Annotated in this window: 12 protein-coding genes; 10 read left to right on the plus strand and 2 right to left on the minus strand. The window is 43.7% G+C overall.

All coding sequences use genetic code 11. The annotated features are described in order from the left end of the window. Nucleotides 1-4: 4 nt before the first annotated feature. The 6 genes from NDA01_RS08850 to NDA01_RS08875 all read left to right on the plus strand — a co-directional run bounded on the left by NDA01_RS08850 (nt 5) and on the right by NDA01_RS08875 (nt 7,096). Nucleotides 5-796, plus strand: a complete 792-nt coding sequence (locus tag NDA01_RS08850; protein WP_348227660.1) for an FkbM family methyltransferase — start codon at nt 5-7, stop codon at nt 794-796. 18 nt (nt 797-814) lie between these two features. Next, complete coding sequence (locus NDA01_RS08855; RefSeq protein ID WP_348227661.1) at nt 815-1,825, plus strand: glycosyltransferase family 4 protein; 1,011 nt, start codon at nt 815-817, stop codon at nt 1,823-1,825. 695 nt (nt 1,826-2,520) lie between these two features. Further along, nucleotides 2,521-3,219: a hypothetical protein gene (locus tag NDA01_RS08860; RefSeq protein ID WP_348227662.1), complete on the plus strand. Its 699-nt coding sequence runs from the start codon at nt 2,521-2,523 to the stop codon at nt 3,217-3,219. Next, complete coding sequence (locus tag NDA01_RS08865) at nt 3,179-4,435, plus strand: glycosyltransferase family 4 protein (protein ID WP_348227663.1); 1,257 nt, start codon at nt 3,179-3,181, stop codon at nt 4,433-4,435. The genes NDA01_RS08860 and NDA01_RS08865 overlap by 41 nt, the downstream gene beginning before the upstream one ends. 30 nt (nt 4,436-4,465) lie before the next feature. Next, nucleotides 4,466-5,626 carry a glycosyltransferase family 4 protein gene (locus NDA01_RS08870; protein ID WP_348227664.1) on the plus strand — a complete coding sequence of 387 codons (1,161 nt, stop codon included), beginning with the start codon at nt 4,466-4,468 and terminating at the stop codon, nt 5,624-5,626. Nucleotides 5,627-5,677: 51 nt separating this feature from the next. Then, nucleotides 5,678-7,096 (plus strand): phenylacetate--CoA ligase family protein, encoded by a 1,419-nt coding sequence (locus tag NDA01_RS08875; RefSeq protein ID WP_348227665.1) that lies wholly within the window; start codon nt 5,678-5,680, stop codon nt 7,094-7,096. Between the two features lies 1 nt (nt 7,097). Here the strand turns inward: NDA01_RS08875 and NDA01_RS08880 are convergent, their stop codons facing one another. Further along, nucleotides 7,098-8,546 (minus strand): DUF362 domain-containing protein, encoded by a 1,449-nt coding sequence (locus tag NDA01_RS08880; RefSeq protein WP_348227666.1) that lies wholly within the window; start codon nt 8,544-8,546, stop codon nt 7,098-7,100. 120 nt (nt 8,547-8,666) lie between these two features. Between NDA01_RS08880 and NDA01_RS08885 the strand changes: the two genes are divergently transcribed. Beyond that, nucleotides 8,667-9,872 (plus strand): glycosyltransferase, encoded by a 1,206-nt coding sequence (locus NDA01_RS08885; protein WP_348227667.1) that lies wholly within the window; start codon nt 8,667-8,669, stop codon nt 9,870-9,872. Nucleotides 9,873-9,933: 61 nt separating this feature from the next. Here NDA01_RS08885 and NDA01_RS08890 read toward each other — a convergent pair whose 3' ends face one another. After that, a complete protein-coding gene (locus NDA01_RS08890; RefSeq protein WP_348227668.1) occupies nt 9,934-11,256 on the minus strand; it encodes a hybrid sensor histidine kinase/response regulator in 1,323 nt (440 codons plus the stop codon). Between the two features lie 315 nt (nt 11,257-11,571). Here NDA01_RS08890 and NDA01_RS08895 point away from each other — a divergent pair, with 315 nt between their 5' ends. The 3 genes from NDA01_RS08895 to NDA01_RS08905 all read left to right on the plus strand — a co-directional run bounded on the left by NDA01_RS08895 (nt 11,572) and on the right by NDA01_RS08905 (nt 15,435). Then, on the plus strand, nt 11,572-12,039 hold the full coding sequence (locus tag NDA01_RS08895) for a chemotaxis protein CheW (protein WP_348227669.1): 468 nt from the start codon (nt 11,572-11,574) through the stop codon (nt 12,037-12,039). An 11-nt stretch (nt 12,040-12,050) separates the two neighbouring features. Beyond that, nucleotides 12,051-13,394: a CheR family methyltransferase gene (locus tag NDA01_RS08900; protein WP_348227670.1), complete on the plus strand. Its 1,344-nt coding sequence runs from the start codon at nt 12,051-12,053 to the stop codon at nt 13,392-13,394. A 331-nt stretch (nt 13,395-13,725) separates the two neighbouring features. Continuing rightward, the gene (locus tag NDA01_RS08905) at nt 13,726-15,435 is read left to right on the plus strand and encodes a HAMP domain-containing methyl-accepting chemotaxis protein (protein ID WP_348227671.1); all 1,710 of its coding nucleotides are present in this window, start codon (nt 13,726-13,728) and stop codon (nt 15,433-15,435) included. Nucleotides 15,436-15,469: the final 34 nt, after the last annotated feature.

Below are 15,469 nucleotides of genomic sequence, written 5' to 3' on the forward strand. Positions count from 1 at the left end.
ATATATGCTTAGAGAGAAGTTGATTAGAAAAGTAATTTCTTACAACCTTTTAAGAAATCCATTCCTTTACAAAATATCTAAGAGGTATGTTGATGCTTATAACAACAATAATAATGGCAATATTTATTCTAATGGCGAATTTTACTTTTTAAAGAAGTATATAGACAGGAGTAAATTAATATTTGACGTTGGAGCTAATATTGGAGAATGGGCAGAAATAGCACTTTCTTTAAATAGTACGATTGATCTTCATTGCTTTGAACCAAGCAGTAATTCTTTTTCTACTTTAAGCAAAAAAGGTTTGATAGGAAATGTTACTCTTAATAACTTTGGTCTCAGTTCAAAGCCTGAGGATAAGTCATTATTCATTTTTGATGATAATTCGCCATTGAATTCTCTTTGGAAACGTAGTGGTCTTAAGAGTTATGGGTTGTCCACTCCGTGTAGAGAAGAGAAAGTAAGGCTCGAAACGCTAGATGATTATTGCTCTACTCATGAAATTGCGCAAGTAGATACTTTAAAGATTGACGTAGAGGGCCACGAGTTAGAAGTTTTAAAGGGAGGTGAAAACCTTTTAAAGTTTGAAAAAATAAATTTTATTCAATTTGAATATGGTGGTACTTATATAGACTCAAAAACTTTTCTAAAGGATATTTTTGAATACTTTGATGAATTTAATTACTTATTTTATAAATTTTATCCAAATAAACTTCTTTTGGTGGATTCCTATGATGTGAAATTTGAAGATTTTCAATATCAGAATTGGGCAATAATTCGCAAGGGATTAAATATCTAGATTAGGCATAAGAAACAAATGAGGATTTTAATATATTCTCCTCTCTTTTATCCTAGTGTTGGTGGTTTAGAAACTGTAGTTCTCATTTTGGCTAACGAGTTTGTACAACAAGGGCACTCCGTTAAGCTAGTATCTCAAACTCCAGCCATCGATCAAGATACCTTTCCCTTTGAGGTCATTCGGAAACCTTCGCCGAAACATCTACTTCAGATAGTGCACTGGAGTGAAATCTACTTTCAGCCAAATGTTAGTTTAAAGGGAATCTGGCCTTTACTTTTTCACGCCAGGCCTTTAGTTATATCTCATAATAACTGGTACTTGCGTAAAAATGGTCACTTTGGTTGGCAGGATTACCTTAAACAGCTTATAACTAAGTTTGCAACTAATATTTCAGTCAGCCATGCAATAGCAAATCATATTTGCTCTAAATCAAGTGTTATTCCAAATCCTTATGAAGAAGATATATTTTATGAAAGATTCGACATTTTACGTTGTCAGGAGCTAGTTTTTCTCGGACGTCTGGTTTCTGATAAGGGAGTAGATTTACTGTTAAATGCTTTAGCTGAAATCAAGGCTTTAGGATTAACACCTACGCTTACGATTATTGGTCAGGGTTCGCAAGAGCTAAAGTTACGTAATCAAGTGAAGAAGTTGTGTCTGAATGAGCAAGTAAATTTTGTTGGTGTCAAAGTTGGACAAGAGTTGGCTCAACTATTAAGTGCTCATCAAATTCTGGTTATTCCCTCTCGTTGGCAGGAGCCATTTGGAGTCGTGGCCCTAGAAGGTATTGCGTGTGGCTGTGTTATCGTCGGCTCAGAAGGGGGTGGCTTAAGCGATGCAATTGGGCCTTGTGGAGTTACTTTTTCTAATGGTGATGTCAAATCTCTAGCAAAAATATTAGCTGATTTGTTAAATCATCCCAATAAATTATTTAAGTACCGAGCAAGCGCAAAACAACATTTAGTACAGCATCAAAAGATAGAGGTTGCTAAAGCATATCTAAAAGTTTTTGAGAGGGCTTTTCATTGAAGCTACTACTTGGTTTGCTTGTAGTTATAAGTTTCTTTAGTATTTCATGTCTGAGCTGGCGTCGTACCATACAAGCAGTGTTTGTTTTACTTATAATTGAAGGTGCTCTCCGAAAATGGGTGCTTCCACAAGCTAGCGACTTAATGTATTTTCTAAAAGACTTTATTTTAATAGCTGCTTACACTAACTTCCTTATATCGGAACGTAGAAGATTTGTATTCAAGCTTTCGGCGATTAACATCTTGGTTTTTCTTATTGCTGGTTGGTGCCTATTTCAGACGTTTAATCCTAGCTTAGGCTCGCCTCTAGTTGGTTTGTTTGGCCTGAGGGGGTACCTTCTCTATATTCCCTTAATGTGGATTGTCCCAACTCTGTTTCGCTCCCAGGAGTTCCTACACAAGTTTTTGCGATCGCACCTGTTACTAACTATTCCAGTAGGCCTACTAGGAGTTGCCCAATTCTTCAGTCCTCCTTCTAGTCCTCTTAATATCTATACTCCTGGAGATTTAGCAGTCGCAACATTTGGGGTGGCCAATATTGTTAGAGTTACAGGAACTTTTTCGTATATTAGTGGATATACAATTTATTTGCTAATCTGTTTTGGCTGCTTAATTCCTCTGCTATCTAATAGGCAGTCTTTCAAATGGAAACTCATTCTTATCTTTGAGCTTTGCTTAGTTGCTGTCAACTCTCTAATGACAGGTGCTCGTGGATTAGTTATTTTCGAAATACTATTTCTGCTCTCATATTTAGGCATTAAAATATTCACTCAGCCTCAAGTAGCTCTGCGTTTATTCAAGCAATTCCTGCCACCCACTATCATTGCAGTTACTGTTGCCACGCTCTGGTTTCAACCAGCAATTGATGCTTTTTGGCTACGCACAACATCCAACCAAGACCTGTCGAGTCGTGTGGTCAGCAGTCTAGCAGAACCTTTCCAGTTTGCAGCATATAAGGAATTAGATGGTTATGGCCCAGGCTCTACTCATCAAGCTGTACCTTCACTACGCCGAGCCTTCGACTTACCCACCGGGGAGTCTATTCCAACTTCCTATGAAGGAGAAGTAGGAAGAATTGCTCTAGAGCTAGGTCCTTTCGGGTTTCTACTTTGGTATGGGCTACGATTGAGTATTCTTTGGGCGCTATGGCGAGTCTTCGGGCGCTTAAAAAGCCCTTTACTACGTGATTTAGCTTTGGCCGCTTTTCTCATTCAAGCAATTCAGATTACAGGTCCCCTCGTCTTTCACCATACCTTCTCGGTCTACTATTGGTTCTTCAGCAGTTTCGTATTTCTGTTACCCCGGCTGGAACGACTTGAAAACCGACACCATGCAGAGCAATTGATGATATACCATGCGTCATCTCCGTACCTCCCTGGTTCATCCCACCAGTAGCCCCTTTTCTCGAAATGCAGCTACTGCACTAGCAGAGGCAGGGTTCCTGCATGAGGTGATTACAACAGCAGCTTACAATCCATCTAACTTCCTACCCTGGTATCTGAAGCCGTTACCTAGCAAAGCCAAGCAACGCATTACTGCTGAGCTAGCAAGGCGAACCTGGATTCCCCCTCAAGGTATTCCGTTAAGAACCCATCCTTGGGAGGAAACGCTACGGATGCTGTTAGTAAAGACGAATCTGAGCCAATCTTTGGGGTTTGGTGCTCAAGGCCCGGTTGCCTGGGTTTATCAGAGTCTTGATCGCCACGTTGCCCAGCACCACCTGCAAAACCTAGCCGCCGTTTATGCTTATGAAGATGGAGCCGCAAGCACCTTTCAAGCTGCAAAACAACAGGGCATTTTGTGTTTATACGACTTGCCAATTCCTTTCTATAAGACGAGCCACCGGATTCAGCTAGAGGAAGCTCAGAAGTTTATAGAACTAGCTCCAGCTCTGCAAGCAGCTAATGAACCTAGTTGGAAAATTGAGCGCAAGCATCAAGAAATAGAATTAGCAGACCATATCTTTGTTGCTTCTTCAATGACTCAACGATCGCTCCTAGATATCGGTATCCTACCAGAGCGGATTAGTGTCATTCCCTACGGTGCTCCAATTGAGTATTTCCAGCCTCAACCAAAATCAGACTCCAGGTTTCGGGCACTGTTTGTGGGTCGAGTGGGTCCACGTAAAGGCGTTCACTATCTCCTACAATCTTGGCAAGCACTAGATTTGCCAAATGCAGAGTTGTTGTTAGTAGGCGTGAATGAATTTCCTTCAGGCTGGCTAACCCAGTATCAAAATAGCTTCCGCCACATTCCTTCCGTACCTCATAGAGCACTCAACCAATACTATAGTTCCGCCAATGTCTTAGTATTTCCCTCATTGGTCGAAGGCTTCGGGCTAGTTCTCCTAGAAGCAATGGCTTGTGGCATTCCCGTGATCACCACCCCCAATACTGCTGGCCCTGACATTCTCACCGACGGCGTTGAGGGTTTTATTATCCCTATCCGGGATGTGGAAGCATTACAGGAAAAACTAGAGTGGTGCTACTGTCATCCCCAAGAGTTAGCTGACATGGGCAAGGCTGCTCGTCACAAAGCTGAGCAACTCACTTGGCAGTTGTACCGTCAGCATCTAGCCAATCAGGTGCGATCGCTCCTGCACACCTCCTAGAGATCCCATAACCTCCTAACTGAGCTATCTATGTCCCAATCTTCAGAACCAAACTCGCTACATCTCTGGTTTCCGAATCTGTTTGAGTTCAAAGGTGGAATTCAAGTTTATCTGGGAGATCTGCTACAAGCCCTAACAAAAGCGTTTCCCACCCTCAGCATTACTGTTCACGACAAGTTGGATTGCTCTTATCCTGCTCAAGACTGGCAGCAACATTCTGTTTCATTTGTTACATACGGTCATCAATTTAATTGGCTAAAAACTCTACATTTTGCCTTGGGGATTGCTATCAGCGCCTTGAAACAACGACCAAAGCTAGTTCTCTGTGGTCATCTTAACTTTGCTCCTGTTGCTTACTGGCTGAACCATTTTACAGGTATTCCTTATTGGATCTTGGTTTATGGCGTGGATGCCTGGGAAGTCGAGAGTTTAATGAAAAAAAAAGCCCTTCAAGGTGCCGCAAAGATCATCTCGATTAGTAACTACACCCGCGATCGCTTAATTTCTGAGCAAGGTATAAATCCAGAAAAAATAGTGCTTTTACCTGTCACATTTGATGCTAGTCGTTTCCGAATCTCTCCCAAACCCTCGTATCTGCTTCAACGATATGGCTTATCCTCTCAAAACCTAATTATATTGATGGTAGGGCGTCTAGACAGTAACGAGCGCCATAAAGGCTACGACAAGGTAATTCAGGCTCTACCCGAAATCATTGCAAAACTTCCCACCGTACATTATTTAATTGTTGGCAAGGGTGATGATAAAGAGAGAATTGAGCAGTTAGTCCAAAGTTTAGATCTACAAAGCTATGTAACGCTTGCAGGATTTGTTCCAGACGCTGAGCTTTGTGATCACTATAACTTGTGTGATTTATTTGCTATGCCTAGTAAAGGAGAAGGGTTTGGAATTGTCTATCTAGAGGCTCTGGCTTGTGGTAAACCCACCTTAGGAGGTAACTGTGATGGTGCGGTCGATGCCCTTTGTGACGGTGAAATTGGAGCATTAGTAGACCCGTATGATGTCAAAGCGATCGCTGAGACAGTAACACAAATCCTAGAGGGCACCTATCCAAATTCAACCGTCTATCAACCAGAACTATTGCGAAAAAAAGTAATTTCTACTTACGGTTACAAAAAATTTCAAGAAACTTTATCTAAACACTTGATTTTTACAACCTTAAACAAGTCTTGATGATATCAGTTGGCCCGAACTATTCATCCAATTCCTAGAGAGCAGTTCTATATGATCAAGGGACCTTGGCTGTGGGCAATCGCAAATAATTTCTCACAGGAATATAGAAACTTTAAATCCTTTATTCATAAATATGTACGATTGAGCCCAGAGCAAGCCAAGAAAGAGAGCCAAAAGCAACTATACAAATATTTAGTATATTGCCGCACTTACTCACCGTACTGGCGCGATCGCTGGCCTAAAACCGCCCAATGTTTCAGGACTGAAGAAGCAGAAGATGTTTTAGCCTTGTTACCTCCTTTGAATAAGGCAGACCTGAGGCAATACCGTCATCAACTACGCATCGATCCTCAATCTCGTAGACCAGATGATGAGTATCCCGCCATCCGGAAACAACATACCTTAGCAAGTGGTGGTTCTACAGGTGTCCCCGTTGAAATTGCTGTAGATGCAACTTATAGCGATCGCAATCGTGCCACTTATGACTTTCTGTACCAGCTTTGTGGTCTTTCACCTGGAAACCCATTCTTTTTCATTTGGGGTTCTCCGAACGAACTGACAGATATCAAGCAGAATCGGAAAAAGCAAATATCTACCTGGCTACGCGGAATGTATCCTCTGCCTGCGTTCGGGTTGTCCCCTGAAAAGATTCATCGCATGCGAGATCAAATGGCTGACCTTGCACATATCAACTCAGCCATGTGTTTTGCGAGTGCCGCTGAAACAATTGTTAAATTTGCTGAGCACGAAAAATTGAATTTTCGCAAGCTAGAGCGAGTGTTTACAGGAGGAGGACTTTTACATGACCAGTTACGAGAGCTACTCCATAAACATTTAGCTACAGAAGTATTCAATACTTACGCCAGTCGTGACTTTGGCATGCTGGCTCATGAAACCCCAGTTCATGACGGCTTGAGCGTGGCAGCATGGTTTAACAAGCTAGAGGTGTTGAACAAGGATGGAGTGCATGTTGCTCCAGGAGAAAAAGGTGAAGTCCATGTCACAGCCATTAATAACTATTCCTGTGCTCTAATCCGGGTTGCAATGGGAGACACGGCCCGATGGTATCCTGACCCAGGCCAAAATTCCATTCCAACTCCCCGCTTGACTGAGTTAACAGGACGAACGGTAGAACATTTGGTTGGACCGAATGGAGTTGTGATTGACCCCAGCGCAATCATTCATCTAGTGGGTGTAGTAATTGCTCCTTCCTGGCTACGGAAGTTCCAACTAGTACAGCGATCACTGCTTCAGTATGAACTGCGAGTTGAAGCTTGGGAACAGCCTGTTCCCGAATTCCAGTTAAATGCCTTACAAACCCGTCTCTGTCGAGAACTAGACAATTTGTTGAAAGCTCAGGTTAACGTGAATGTTGTCATGATGGATACGATACCTCCCTTACCCTCTGGTAAACACCAATACTGCTTGAGGGAGTTTGATACTGATTTACAAGGGAATCTAATACTCTAAGTCAAGCACGCTCGATATAGCCACACCAGCCCGGAGGAGGTTGATAACCTCGATTGCTGGGAGGAGTTAACGCCCCGACCTCCTGAGCCTGACCGTTGTAACTACACATCACTTTGTCCCAATCACCACAAGTTAAAGGATAATTTTGCAGGGTCAAAGTTGCTTGTAGTAAAGGGATCTTTTCAGGTGCAAATCCCATCAGTTGAGCACTTACAGCATCAGCCAAAACAGGTTCGTCGCTAAATAACACAATCCCGGACTTTACAGGAGTGGGCTTTAAAGGTCCAGTGCCTTCTCCACCAATTACTCCATCAATCAATACTAGGTGAGGACGTACAGGAGCAGGCTGCAAAACTCCCTTTGCATCCGCATAGCGTAAAATCCTTGCGATATCCAGTGCCATCCGCCACGCTGTGTCATTTCCCCACCAAGCACCTGCTGTCGTGGGTGACAAGCGGCGCAATCCACTGCGTAGAAGTCTGTCTATCACCCTGAGGCTATTACCCTGAACACCATTGGCTGGTGTCTGCTGCACCCAATCATGGACTTTTGAGGCAGCGCGTTTAATATAAAAGCGATCTGAAGGGTATTCATCTCCCCCAGTAGTAGGAGGGCCAAATCGGTGGTGAGCAAGGCAATCCTTATGAGCGATCGCACCAACGCAGCCTTTTAGGGCACATGTAATCCCTACTTTTTCATGGGTTTTTAGCTTGGGTAGGCTGACAATGACATCTGCGGCTAAAACCTGCTGGTTCAACACATATACGTGACTACCATTGGCATGAAAAGCTTCTGTACGTCTAGGATCATAATCCGAGAGTCGAAACCTTGTGGTTGCCGACTGAGATATTTGAGTTAGTAAGCTTTGCTCACCCAAATCAATAGAAACAGCATTGTCATCTTGGCGTTGCTCAAGTTTACGGATTGAACCGAAAGGAGTGCGCTCAGCAACATAAAGTCTCAGATCCTGAGCCGTGACACGGGCTCCCACAGCCTGATAAAAATCTAAAACTTGCTGTGCTCCTGTTTCTTCCAAGACAGATTCCCATTGGCAAGATTGCACAGGAGCGTTCCCAAAGCAGATCTTGCCTGCTGAACCGACCGCTATCAGGAGATAGTCTACCAGCGCTCGTAACATCGCGCCCTGAGTACACTTTGCCTTGAACTGAGCAGCTGATTCATTTAAACGACGATGAAAGACAAAATTGCACAGCACGAACACTCGTTGTCCGGGCTGAATAAACTCACCTAAGGGATTCCAAGTAGGACTACCAAAGTGTGCTTCATCTAATCCTGCTTGTGCGAAACAACTACGTACTGCCCCGTAAACTAAGTTCGGTTGACAAGCAATTTCAGCATATCGGTATTCAGGAAATCGCTCACTTGGTGAGAAACCACTTTCCTGGGGATAATCCAGATTTGGATCAGCAATGATGGATAAGGTAGTCATGGCGCAGTCATTCTGACTGAAGAGAAAGTAACATTGTGGTTGATCCTTTCAGAGTAATCAAGCAAGCTTCAGGATGCTCCCATACTCATATCCCTATAATTAACCTTTGCAAATTGCCCTGTGAAAGTTCTACATGTAATTCCTTCGGTTGCTCCAATTCAGGGCGGTCCTAGCTATGCCATTCTTGCAATGGTAAAAGCGCTGCGATCGCAAGGAGTTGAGGTGGAGATCGCCACAACCAATGACAACGGTCCGAAGCTGCTACAGGTTCCTCTAAATCAGCAGATTGAATACCAAGGGGTACCTATTTGGTTTTTTTCTCGGTTTGCCTTGCCGATGAAAGAGTTCATTTTCTCCGCAGCTTTGACCCGCGGGTTATGGCAAAATATGCAGAACTATGATTTAGTTCATACTCACTATTTGTTTTCTTACGCCTCTACTTGTGCAGGTGCGATCGCTCGGCATCAAAAAATCCCCTACATCGTTCGTACCATCGGACAGTTGTCTCCTTGGGCGTTAGCTCAAAGCCGAACTAAGAAACGGCTTTACACCCAGTTGATTGAACAGCGCAATCTCCAACAAGCGTCAGCAATTCACTGTACTGCTCCAGGTGAAGCCGAAGATGTCCGAAAATTTGGGATTTACACCCCTGCCATCACGATTCCTCTAGGAGTTGACATACCAGTTCCATGCCCCGAAGCCAGAAAGGTCTTGGGTGAAAAATATGGGATAGCGGCTGATATCCCAGTGATTTTGTTCTTGTCTCGCCTGCATTACAAAAAGCGACCAGATCTATTACTCCAATCTCTCAGTTCCTTGGCTAAGGAAGGGCATTCTTTCCACCTATGTTTAGCGGGTGCTGGAGAGCCAGATTATCTCAACTATCTCCAAACTCTCATTACTTCCTTAGATCTGACCGCTCAAACTTCTTTGACTGGATTTGCTGCTGATCGAGATAAAGAAATACTTCTACAAGGCTCCGACATTTTTGTCTTGCCATCCTTCTCAGAAAACTTTGGCGTGGCAGTGGCGGAAGCAATGGCAGCGGGATTACCAGTTGTCATTACCCCTGGTATTCAAATTGCGCCTGATATTGCCTCAGCTCAGGCAGGTCTGGTAGTGGAAGGTGAGGTTGACGCTTTAGCAGCAGCGATCGCCCAACTCCTCAACTCTCCAGAGTTACGACAGCAACTAGGAGAAAATGGTCGTCGATTTGCCCAGTCCCATTACTCTTGGGACGCGATCGCCCAGCAACTGGCAGCAGTTTACACCGCGGTCGTACAGAAACAACCACTACCGCATTCTCTTACTCAACTCAGAGATTAGTGTTGGCACTTGTCTCTCTGCAAGCACCGCTCAGTTGGTATGGCTTGGGCGATCGCTGCTCTTAAGAAAAGTGCTGAACTGGTAAACGAATAATAAACTCTGCTCCTCCCTCTGGGCCAGAACCAATTTCGATTTCACCTTGGTGCTTTTCGACAATTTGATAGCAAATGGCCAGACCTAAACCAGTACCTTGGCCTACGGGTTTAGTGGTAAAAAAGGGATCGAACAATTTATTCTTAATTTCCAGCGGAATCCCACAGCCGTTATCTTGAATACGGACCTGAACTTGATGAGAATTCGTTAGTTCGGTTTGGATAGTGATTTGTTTGTTAGCTTTGTCTGAGTCTTCTAACAGCGCGTCCATCGCGTTATTCAAGATATTCATGAATACCTGATTGAGCTGAGCGGGATAACACTCAACTAAAGGTAAGTCATAGTAGCTCTTAATAATAGTAATTCCTTGCTTAATACGATGATTAAGAATGAGAAGGGTGCTATCAATGCCTTCGTGCAAATTAACTCGTTTCATTTCAGCTTGATCAAGCCGAGAAAAATTACGTAGGGATAAGACAATTTGACGAATTCGATCTGCACCTATTTTCATCGAAGATAGGGTTTTAGGAAGATCTTGGGCTACAAAATCTAAATCAATTGTTTCAATATAACTTTGAATCTTTGTACTTGGCTGGGGATATTCTGCTTGATAAAGATGGACTAAATCTAGTAGCTCTTGAATATAATTTTCAATATGCTTGAGATTGCCATAGATGAAGTTAACAGGATTATTAATTTCATGGGCTACTCCTGCCACCATCTGGCCTAAGCTCGACATCTTCTCGGTTTGAATTAACTGCGATTGAGTTTTTCGTAGCTCTTGCAAAGCTTGTTCTAGCTTCTGAGTTTGAGCTTGCGCCGTCAGTGCGGCAGTCTGGGCTTGATGATTAAGATAAGCTCTGGAATGATATCGCAGGCGAGCAACTAATTCGATTTTATCGGGGAGTTTAACTAAGTAGTCATTAATTCCTAATGCAAAAGCTTCCGCTTTGACTTTCGGTTCATCTTTGGTCGAAAGTACAATTAATGGGATATTGCAAGTAATGGGATTAGAGCGGAACTGACGAACTAACATCAACCCATCAATGTTAGGCATGACTAGATCTTGCAGAATGACTGTTGGAGCAACTTCTTCAGCAAGATGGATTGCTTGCTCAGCATCGTTACAATAATGAAAAATTACATCTGGTTCGGAAGCCAGCATCCGCCGAATTGCTTCACCAATAATAATTTGATCATCAATGAGCAAAACAACAATTTGGGGAGCAGGTGAAAGTATAGTAGATTCACTGAACGCTTCTAGACTTTTAGTAACAATTTCTGGTGGCATTGACATCATAAGCCAGGCTGGTGAAATGGCTAGTATTTAGGGCATGAATGTGCGTGATGAGGAAAACTTGAAGTAAGTGATAAACCGACTGATTGGACCTAATAGAGTTAATAATAATACTGTTTTCTGAGAGTATATTCTGTTAGTCTAGTTCATAAGGTATAGTTCCCTAATCCGCATTTTGGCTAATTTTCTTCCATCAACTGACTGGATAAATCCGGCCCTAATTTGGTCATTCTAGAAGTGAACCTCAGCGATCGCGCCGGAAATTGGCTGAGTTGCTAGAAATTCTGTTCGGCTTAGTGGAACTGCCCTATGTTGATGCTGCTCTTTGCAATTGATGATGAGCGTTATGCCTTGGAGAGCCAGCAGGTCGTGGAGGTGCTACCGCTAATAGGACTAACAAAACCGCACCAAGCACCTGCCTATGTATCTGGTCTGTTGCGCTACCGGGGTCATATGGTGCCTGTGGTAGATCTATGCCAGTTAGTTCGTCGTCGTCCTTGTCGCTCCTACTTAAGTACTCGAATTATTGTGGCTCGCTTTCTCAGTGCCGAGAACCAGACACAAATATTAGGCTTACTGGCAGAGAGAGTTACGCAAACTTTTAATACGTCTAGCACCACGCTGGTTCCTGCGGGAATGGTGGTGGATACAGCTCCTTATTTAGGCAAAAAATTAATGGATACCCAAGGTGTGATCCAGTGCCTTGATGTGGAACACCTATTATCTCCAGTGCAGCTACCTCCAACGCAAGTAATTGATCTACCAGTTGTGCAATAAAGTACCTGAGAATGATAGAAGCTACAATCGAGAATTTACTCAGGCAGAAGATTGGCTTGAATGCTGCTGCCATTGGTTCTAATACGATCGCTAGAGCGGTTCGATCTCGCATGGCAAGCTGTGGCCTAGGAGACATGGCAGCTTATCTAACTCAATTGCACACTTCGGGGACAGAATTGGCAGCCCTGATCGAGACCGTGGTGGTGCCAGAAACTTGGTTTTTTCGCGATCGCGAGCCGTTCGTGTTATTGGCGCACTATGTGATGTCGGAGTGGTTGCCTGCCCACCCCAATCAAGTTTTCAGGATCTTGAGTGCGCCTTGCTCGACTGGGGAAGAACCTTATTCAATGGCGATCGCTTTGTTAGAAGCAGGGTTAGGAGCAGAACAATTTCAAGTTGATGCTGTTGATATTAGCCAAAAGGCTCTACAAAAAGCCCAACTAGCTGTTTATGACGAGTACTCATTTCGCGGCAAAGCTGCGATCGGAAGGGAAGAGGCTCTGAATCAAGGAGGCGAAAAAAATAGCTTTTTGAAGGAGAAATACTTTCAGCGAGTTGTGGCTGGGTATTCGCTCAATGAGTCTGTCAGAAAAACAGTTAATTTTATTCAAGGGAATGTATTAGATTCGAATCTTTTCTGGGATCAACCAGCTTATGATGTGGTTTTTTGCCGCAACTTACTAATTTATTTAGATCAGGCGGCAAGGCAGCAAACAATTCATCGTTTAGATCGTTTGTTAGTTAAAAATGGCTTGTTTTTTGTCGGTCACTCAGAAATGGGACAACTGCCTTCATCCCGATTTAGTCCCATTCGGCACGCTTTAGCATTTGCTTTCCGTAAGGTTGGGTCTGGTACTCAAGATAAAGCTCCCGTATTGACGACTTACAATCAACAGGGACAAAAGCGGAATGCTTCTCCAGCCCAAGGCAGCAGAAATACAACATCCACTCGCAAAGCGCCTGAGTTGCAACCGACAAATGTTCCTAGCATTGAGGCAAAACCTACATTGGTGAATGCTCGCTCTACTGCTGTGTCTGCCTCTCAAAAAGCATCTTTGACTGCTGCCAAAACGCTAGCGGATGGTGGGCAGTTGGTTGAAGCAGTTGCAGCCTGTGAAGCGTATCTCAACCAAAATCGTAATAATGCTGAGGCTTATTGCCTTTTAGGGCAACTCTATCAAGCTGTAGACCAAGAAACTGAAGCTGAGCAATGTTTTCGTAAAGCTGTCTACTTACAACCGCACCACGAAGAAGCTCTGCTGCACTTGGTCTTACTAAAAGAGCAATCGGGTGATCTGGCGAGTGCTCTGGTGTTGCGGCAACGGTTGCAGCGAATTCATTTATCTGAGCACTAAATATAATGCTGAATTTTTAGCTTAAAACCTATATTTAAGATTAATTTAAGCCTTTGTGGAGGTCTGTTTTTAGTAACTTTGTGTTTCTAAAACTGCTTCTGGTAAATGCAAAATTTTAGTAAATCCGAGTTGAGATTAGGGAAATATTAGTTATCTATTCCTGTCCAACGTTCTTGATGAAGTTTGATTTTGACCTCTCAAGATTTCGTGGCTAAGCAGGTAGACACGATCTCGTGTTGTACGGGATCACGAGTTGTATTTGCTGGAATGGCTTGTTATGGCAAGCGATCGCAAACTTCTGTTGTAGCTTTACCTTGATAGAAAAAATCTTATGCTCAAGAACATGTCGTTACAGAATCGCTTGATTGGCTCATTTGGGGTAATGAGTGCGATCGTTTTAGTTGCTGCGAGTGTCGGATGGTTAGGCATCTCTCGTTTAAACAAACATATTGACACTCTGACTAAAAATAGTCTTCCTAGTGTGGCTGGTATTTGGAAGATTAATGAGGGACAAACTCAAATTCAGTCTGCTATGCGAGCCTTAGTTAACCCTGAAATTAGCGAGAGCGACAAAGAGACTGAGCTAATCAGAATCAAGAAGGCTTGGGAGCAAATTGATGCTGGCTTTAAACAATACGAGTCAACGCCTCAAACCCCTGAAGAAGCTAGGCTTTACAAATCCGCTTTTCAGCCTCACTGGGTGGATTGGAAAACAGATCAAGAACGATTTCTTCAGCTTTACGAAGAAGCTAAGCAGAGTGGTTTAACTGAATCTGAAGTGCAAACTCTCAACCGCTTTTTGTCTCAACAAGAACGTCCTACTTTTGATGTAGCTACAGAGGATCTGCTTAGGCTTCTGGACACTAATACTGAAGTTGCGAAGGCGGCTCAGGTTATGGCTATTCAAGATAGTAGTCAGACTTCCTTCTGGGTGGTATTTACGTTAGTGACAGGACCAACAGTAGCGATCGCTTTGGGTATCTATCTCAGTCGCACGATCGCGAAGCCTTTGGGAGCAAAAGTTGCCAATGTGGTAGTGGTAGCAGAACAAATTTCAGCCGGAGATTTAACAACGCAGGTTGAGAGTGCGAATAACAGCAACGATGAAGTTGACAAGCTGTTGGTGGCTTTTCAATCTATGACTCATAACCTCAACTCCCTGATCCGCCAGGTACAGCAGTCTGGCATTCAAGTGACGACTTCTGCAACGAAGATTGCAGCCTCTGGCAAACAATTGGAAGCTACCGTCACAGAGCAGGTTGCGGCAACCAATGAAGTAGTAGTGACCGCAAAAGAAATTGCTGCCACTTCGGGAGAACTGGCTAACACGATGGAAGAAGTCGCAACCATGTCTCAAGAGACAACGGTGGCTGCTGCTACCAATCAAGAAGACTTGCTGCGAATGGCAACTACGATGCGTCAGTTAGTGGCTGCTACTAATTCCATTTCCGCCAAGCTGGAAATTATTAGCGAGAAGGCCAACAACATTAACAGTGTGGTTAACACGATTACTAAAGTGGCAGACCAGACTAATCTTCTCTCACTCAATGCGGCTATTGAAGCAGAAAAAGCAGGGGAGTACGGTTTAGGCTTTGCCGTAGTGGCAAGAGAGATTCGTCGTTTAGCCGACCAAACTGCTGTGGCTACCCTCGATATTGAGCAGATGGTAAAGGAGATGCAATCTTCTGTCTCCACCGGAGTGATGGAGATGGACAAGTTTACCAAGGAAGTGGGCCGAGGCGTGGAGGATGTAGGCACTATCAGTGAGCAGTTAGGAGAAATTATTGAGCAAGTACAATCACTATCCCCCCGTTTTTCTGTGGTGAATCAAGGGATGGAAGCACAATCTCAAGGAGCGCAACAAATCAGTGAAGCAATGGTGCAGTTGAGCGAAACCTCTGTGCAGACGGCGGATGCTTTGCAAGAAATTAATCGAGCGATCGAGCAGTTGAACCAAGCAGCTCAGGGTTTGCGCCAAGAAATTTCTCGCTTTAAGGTAGGCGCGATCGCGCTTGAACCCCAACCTGCCTATAGCTACTAGATTGCCAGGTAGAGGCGCTAGCACCCAGATTGCT

Origin of the sequence: Trichocoleus desertorum AS-A10 (assembly GCF_039962155.1) — a bacterium.
Taxonomy (GTDB): Bacteria; Cyanobacteriota; Cyanobacteriia; order FACHB-46; family FACHB-46; genus Trichocoleus.